This window comes from Streptomyces sp. NPDC004629, from assembly GCF_042873595.1.
Lineage (GTDB): Bacteria > Actinomycetota > Actinomycetes > Streptomycetales > Streptomycetaceae > Streptomyces.
Window position 1 is genome coordinate 128,918 of record NZ_JBIALO010000022.1, and the last position, 6,422, is coordinate 135,339.

Annotated in this window: 6 protein-coding genes; 2 read left to right on the forward strand and 4 right to left on the reverse strand. The window is 72.3% G+C overall.

Annotated features, from left to right (window positions below; genetic code table 11):
- Nucleotides 1–23 precede the first annotated feature (23 nt).
- Entirely contained in the window at nucleotides 24–1,418 is a 1,395-nt protein-coding gene (locus tag ACFYTE_RS29570; RefSeq protein WP_388716833.1) for a DUF445 domain-containing protein, read from the reverse strand.
- A 192-nt stretch (nucleotides 1,419–1,610) separates the two neighbouring features.
- Here ACFYTE_RS29570 and ACFYTE_RS29575 point away from each other — a divergent pair, with 192 nt between their 5' ends.
- On the forward strand, nucleotides 1,611–2,945 hold the full coding sequence (locus ACFYTE_RS29575; protein WP_388716836.1) for an SGNH/GDSL hydrolase family protein: 1,335 nt from the start codon (nucleotides 1,611–1,613) through the stop codon (nucleotides 2,943–2,945).
- Between the two features lie 322 nt (nucleotides 2,946–3,267).
- Here the strand turns inward: ACFYTE_RS29575 and ACFYTE_RS29580 are convergent, their stop codons facing one another.
- Nucleotides 3,268–3,717, reverse strand: a complete 450-nt coding sequence (locus tag ACFYTE_RS29580; protein WP_388716839.1) for a hypothetical protein — start codon at nucleotides 3,715–3,717, stop codon at nucleotides 3,268–3,270.
- A 151-nt stretch (nucleotides 3,718–3,868) separates the two neighbouring features.
- Here ACFYTE_RS29580 and ACFYTE_RS29585 point away from each other — a divergent pair, with 151 nt between their 5' ends.
- Nucleotides 3,869–4,843: a GlxA family transcriptional regulator gene (locus ACFYTE_RS29585; protein WP_388716843.1), complete on the forward strand. Its 975-nt coding sequence runs from the start codon at nucleotides 3,869–3,871 to the stop codon at nucleotides 4,841–4,843.
- 469 nt (nucleotides 4,844–5,312) lie between these two features.
- Here the strand turns inward: ACFYTE_RS29585 and ACFYTE_RS29590 are convergent, their stop codons facing one another.
- The gene (locus ACFYTE_RS29590; RefSeq protein WP_388716846.1) at nucleotides 5,313–5,615 is read right to left on the reverse strand and encodes a hypothetical protein; all 303 of its coding nucleotides are present in this window, start codon (nucleotides 5,613–5,615) and stop codon (nucleotides 5,313–5,315) included.
- Between the two features lie 147 nt (nucleotides 5,616–5,762).
- Complete coding sequence (locus ACFYTE_RS29595; RefSeq protein ID WP_388716848.1) at nucleotides 5,763–6,305, reverse strand: MOSC domain-containing protein; 543 nt, start codon at nucleotides 6,303–6,305, stop codon at nucleotides 5,763–5,765.
- Nucleotides 6,306–6,422 lie beyond the last annotated feature (117 nt).

Consider the following 6,422-nt stretch of genomic DNA (forward strand, 5'->3'; position numbering starts at 1 on the left):
CCGGGTCCCCGCCACCTGCCCGGCTAAGCGCCGAACGCCCGCGACACCGTGTAGATCAACAACCCTGCCAGGGAACCCACCACCGTGCCATTGATGCGAATGAACTGCAGGTCACGGCCGATGTGTGCCTCGATCTTCCGGGTGGTGTGCTCGGCGTCCCAGCCGGCCACGGTGTCGGTGATCAGGGAGGTGATCTCCTTGCGGTAGGTCGTCACGACATGCACCGCCGCGCCCTCGACCCAGCTGTCGACCTTGTCCTGGACCTTGGGTTCGGTGGCCATCCGGGCGCCCAGGGACAGCAGCGCGGCGCGCACCCGCAGCCGCAGCTCGCTGCGCTCGTCCTCGGCGGCCGAGACGATCATGGATCGTACGGCCGTCCAGGCGGAGGCGATCAGGTCCTGCACCTCGCCACGGCCCAGCACCTCGCCCTTGAGCCGTTCCACGCGCGCGCGGGTGTCCGTGTCGGACTGCAGGTCGGAGGCGAAGTCGCCGAGAAAGCGGTCGAGGGCGCCGCGCGCCGGGTGGGAGGGCATGTCCCGCATCTCGGTGACGAAGCGCAGCAGCTCCTTGTAGACCCGTTCGCCGACCTTCTTGTCGACGAAGCGCGGCGTCCAGCCGGGAGCGCCGCCCTGGACGGCGTCCATGACCTGCTCGTCGTGCAGGACGAGCCAGTCGTGCGCCCGGCCGACGATCAGGTCCACGAACCGTTTGTGACCGCCGTCCGCGACGATCTTCTCCAGCATCTTCCCCATGCCGGGGGCGATCTCCTGGGTGTCGGCACGGCGCGTGATGGCCTCGCCGACCACCGCCTGGACGTCGGAGTCGCGCAGCACGGTCAGGGCGCCGCGCAGGGCCGTGGCCAGCTCCGCCGTCACCCGGTCCGCGTGCTCCGGCTCGGCCAGCCAGGCGCCGAGTCTGCTGCCGATGCCGACGGCGCGCAGCCGCTGCCGTACGACGTCCTCGGACAGGAAGTTCTCGCCGACGAACTCGCCGAGCGAGACGCCGAGCTGGTCCTTCTTGTTGGGGATGATCGCGGTGTGCGGGATGGGCAGGCCGAGGGGGTGCCGGAAGAGGGCGGTGACCGCGAACCAGTCGGCGAGCGCGCCGACCATGCCGGCCTCGGCCGCCGCGGCGACATAGCCCGCCCAGGGGCCCGCGCCCGCGTTCGACGCCCATTTCGCGAGGATGTAGACGACGGCCACGAAGAGCAGCAGGCCGGCCGCGGTGAGCTTCATGCGCCGCACGCCGCGCTGCCGCTCCGCGTCGGCCGGGGTGAACGACGTCATGGCGCGGTAGCTGCGCGGCACCGCGGTCCCGGCCGCCGCGCCCGCCGCCGTACCGTCCGCCGCACCCTCGATCGTGCGTTCGGTCATACGTTCGGTCGTGCGCCCTTTCGCGCCTTCCTTCGTGCCGTCCATACGCTCCACCCGTTCGGTGATCCCGCACCCATTGTCCCAACCTGACCGACTCCTGGAACGGAACAAGAGTTCCCGGCGTCTGTCGGGACGGGGGTTTGCACAGGGTCCTGTCAGGTCACCCCGGCTCATGGCACATCATGGGCTCGTCGGACCGGAGCCAGGGCTCCCCTCGCCGAGGAGAACAACACAAGCATGACCAGGCGTCATGGCTACGTCCTGCTCAGTGCGGTGATCGCGCTGGTGCTGGGACTGTCCGCCGCCATCTACGCCGGCGTGGCGGCCGGCGACGGCACGCCCCGCACCGCCGTCGCCGCCCACCGCCCGCGCCACGACCCTTCGGCGGCCCCCGCGTCCACGGGCACCTGGGTCGGCGCCTGGTCCGCCTCCCCGGTCGGCGGCGAACCCGGCACGGAGACACAGGGCATGGCGGGCCGCTCGATACGGAACGTGGTGCACACGGGCGTGGGCGGCACCAGCGCCCGGATCACGCTGTCCAACCTCTACGGCCAGTCGGCGCTGGCCGTCACGCACGCGTCCCTGGCGGTCGCGGCCGGTGACGGCACCGCGGCCGCCGTGGCGCGCACGATGCGGCGGCTCACGTTCGGCGGCAGCACCGGCGCGGTGATACCGCCCGGCGGGCAGGTGGTGAGCGACGCCGTGCGGATCACCGTCCCGCACGACGCGGACATCCTGGTCACCACGTACTCCCCGACCGCGGCCGGACCGGTCACCTACCACCCGCACGCGCGGCAGACCTCGTACGTCGCCCACGGCGACCGCACCGAGGACGCGGCCGGGGCCCGCTACACCGAGCAGACCTCGTTCTGGCGCTATCTGACCGCCCTCGACGTGCTGAGCAACGAGTCCGACGGCACGGTGGTCGTGCTCGGCGACTCGCTCACCGACGGGATAACCTCCACCGAGAACGCCAACCGCCGCTGGACGGACCTCCTCGCCCGGCGGTTGCGCAACGCCGTCGCGGGCGGCGCGGACATGCCCCGCTACAGCATCGTCAACGCGGGCATCAGCGGGAACCAGATACTCGCGGACGGTCTTGGCCGGCCCGCCGACAACGAGAGCGCGCTCGACCGCTTCGACCGGGACGTGCTCGACCGTACGAACGTCAAGGTGGTCGTCATCGACCTAGGGGTCAACGACATCCTGCGCAACCCGCGGCTCGCCGACCCGGACCGCATCGTCGAGGGGCTGCGCACGCTGGTCGACCGGGCCCACGCCCGCGGCCTCAAGGCCGTCGGCGCCACCCTGATGCCGTTCTCCGGGCACCGCGGCTCGACACCGGCCCGCGAGCACGTCCGCCAGGAGATCAACGCCCGGATACGCGCGGGCGGGGTCTTCGACGCGGTGGCCGACTTCGACGCGGCCCTGCGGGACCCGTGGAGCCCGCGGCGGCTGCGCCCGGAGTACGACTCCGGCGACCATCTGCACCCCAGCGACCGCGGCTACCGCAAGATGGCCGAAGCCTTCGACCTGCACGACCTCAAGGGCGCGGGCCAGGCAGACCTATAGCGGAACCAGCGCCGACAGCCGGCCGACGGCGACAGGGTCGTGACAGCTCAGCCGTCGGCCGGGGGGCGTCCTGCGGGGCGGGCGTGGGCGTAGCGGAGCGGTGGGGTGTGTGGCTCGGGTGGTGGTCGATGTCTGTCCGGAGCCGGGCTGTGCCGTCGGGCGGCTGCGGCGTCGTTGTGGCTGGTCGCGCCCGCGCGGCGGAGCCGCATATTGATACAGCCCCGCGCCCCTTCGGGGCGCTGATCGGAGCCGCCGGAACGGAGAGGCGGCTGCCCGTTGGAGGCGCGCCCTGCCGGAGGGTCCGCGTCTATCCCCCGGAGGGTCACGCGCCGGTGGTCGATCCCGGGCGGATGATCATCAGCACCGTCACGGTCGCCCACAGGATGTTGAACATCCCGGTGAACATGGCGAGCCGTACGGTCGTCTCCCGCGTGCCCGAGCCCTCGACCAGCGCGCTCTGCCGCGGCAGCACCAGCGCCACCAGCACCACGGCGGCCAGCGCGGTCAGCACGATCGACACGATCAGCCAGGCGCTGCCGAGCACCCCCATGCTGCTCGCGGTGGCGAACCCGAAGACGGGCACGACGACGCCGACGACGCCGTACACCCGGCAGATCCGGTGCAGCAGCTCCACGGTCTCGGTGGCCCGGACATCCTCCGGGGCGGCAAGCGCCCGGCGGGCGGCCGGCGGGAACATGCTGGCGGCGACGGTGACGGGACCGATGGCGACGATGGCGGCCAGTACGTGGACGGCGAGCAGAAACTTGGTCACGGAGCGACGCTAGACAGCCGGCCGGACCGGCAGAAGCGGCAGTAATGCCAGAGACCAACGGATTCCCGCCGCCCGCCCCACCACGCCGAACCGGTCCACTTACCCCGGCCCACCTGCCTGGCCGCAATCCGTCGTACGCTACGTTCCTGCCATGCACACCGTGGCCGTACTGGCGCTGGACCAGGTCATCCCCTTCGACATCGCCGTCCCGATCGACACCTTCGGCTGGGCCCGGCTGCCGGACGGCCGCGAGGCCTACCGGATCCGGGTGTGCTCACCGCCGGGCGAGATGAGCGCGGGCGCGTTCACCGTGCGGGCGCCGTACGGTCTGGAAGCGCTTGCGGACGCCGACACGATCATCCTGCCCGGGGTCGCGGACCCGACGGTGCCACTGCCGCCCGGGGTGGCCGAGGCGCTGCGCGCCGCGGCGGCGAACGGCACGCGCATCGCGTCGATCTGCGTCGGCGCGTTCGTCTTCGCGGCGACGGGCCTGCTGGACGGCCTGCGGGCCACGACGCACTGGGCGGCGGCCCGCCATCTGGCAGCCCGCCACCCGGAGATCACCGTCGACCCGAACGTCCTGTACGTCGACAACGGCCAGTTCCTCACCTCGGCGGGCGCTGCCGCCGGAATGGACATGTGCCTGCACATGATCCGCAAGGACTATGGCTCCGCGGTCGCCGCGCACGCGGCCCGCATGTGCGTCATGCCGCTCGAACGGGAGGGCGGCCAGGCCCAGTTCATCGTCCACGAGCTGCCCCCGGCCCCCGCCGGCGCCACCCTGGAACCGCTCCTGGAGTGGCTGGAGGACCACTGCGACCAGGACCTCACCCTGGAGGAGGTGGCCGCGAAGGCGGGCATGAGCACCCGCACCCTGAACCGCCGCTTCCGCGAGCAGACCGGCACGACCCCGCTCCAGTGGCTGCACCGGGCGCGGGTGCGGCGGGCGCAGCACCTGCTGGAGACGACCGCGCACCCTGTCGAACGCATCGCGCACCAGGCGGGTTTCGGCTCCCCGACGGCGTTCCGGGAACGGTTCAGGCGGGTGGTGGGGACGAGCCCCCAGGCGTACCGCCGGGCGTTCCGCTCCCGTGGCGGTGCCCCTGCCGGCGCCGGAACGGTCTGACAACGGAAAGCCGACCCAAGGGCCCACGCACGGGCACGCCCCGGACCGATACCGCGGGCCGGTAGGGCGGGGTCCGGGTTCGGGTGGTCCGCAGTGCTGCGCACGGGTGTGCGGGCCGGTAGGGCGGGGGTCGGGTTCAGGGGGTCCGAAGGCTGCGTACGGGGCCTCGGGCCGGTGGGGCGGGGGTCGGGTTCGGGTGGTCTGAAGGGCTGCGTGCGGGTGTCCGGATCGTACGGCGGGGACGGGGCTCAATGGGTCCGAAGGCTGGGTACGGTTGCGCGGACCGGTGCCGCGAGTGCCGGGCTCAAGGGGTCTGAAGGGCTGCGTACGGGTGTCCGGGCCGGTACGGCGGGGGCCGGGTTCAGGGGGTCCGAAGGCTGCGTACGGTGCGCGGACTGATGCCGCGGAGCCGGGCTCAGGGGGTCCGAAGGGTGCGTACAGGTCCCGGGATCGGTGCGGCCGGGTGGGCTCAGGCGCGTCGGTCGGCGATGGCCCAGGAGGCCAGTGCGACGGCGCCGGCGACCCCGAACACGGACGGCCAGGCGCCGATCTTCTTGGCCAGCGGATGCGACCCGGCGAAGGCGGCGACGTAGGCGGCGCCGAGCGCGCCCGCCGCCTTGGGCCCGGCCTCCTTGTGCCACCGCTGAGCGGCGGCGGCCCCCGCGACGGCCAGGACGACCCCGCCGAGCTGCCGCTTCTTCGTCCAGCGGGCGACGCCGTACCCCCCGACGAGCCCGCTCGCGGCGATCACGGAGCTGGGAACCTTGGCCATGTCTGCCTCCTAGTGTCACTGCCCCGAGGCTAACCCCGCCCCCGCGCACCGCCCCGAACCTGAGTCAAGGCGTGTCAACCTTCCGCCGGCATCAGAGGCGCCAGGGGCGAGGCCGCCGCCGGGGCAAGGAGGTGCGCCGACGATGCTTCAGACCCGATCCAAGGGCCGATGCGGCCCCGTCGGCAGCTCCGCCTCGATGACATCACCCGGCCGGACCCGACCGCCCGCCTTCACTACGCTCATGATGCCGGCCTTGCGCACGAGGTTCCCGTCCGCGTCCCGCCCGACGACCTGCTTCAGCAACCCGGCCTGGAAGGCATCGATCTGCACACACGGATTGCGCAGCCCGGTCACCTCGACCACGGCCTCGTCACCGATCCGCAGCAGCGTTCCCACGGGCAGCCCCAGCAGGTCGATGCCCCGGGTGGTGATGTTCTCGCCCAACTCCCCGGGCCCGACCCGGAACCCGGCCGCGTCGACTTCCTCGAACAGCTCCTCGTGCATGAGGTGCACCTGCCGAAGATTCGGCTGCGTGGGATCCTGCGCGACCCGCGACCGATGCTTGACGGTCACCCCGGAATGCACATCCCCCTCGACCCCGAGCCCGGCAAGCAACGTGATGCTCTCCCGGTTCGGCTTGGTGAACGAATACACCCCGTTACAACTGACAGCTATGACTGTGCCCTGCATATGTCGCCCCCTCGCGTCACCGAGACCCTAACCCGTGGTGGAGCGAGCCGTGTCCGGGGTGGCCCGAAGGGCTGTCGGCGAAGGCGACGCGAGAGAGAGGTCGGTGTCGCCCTGCGG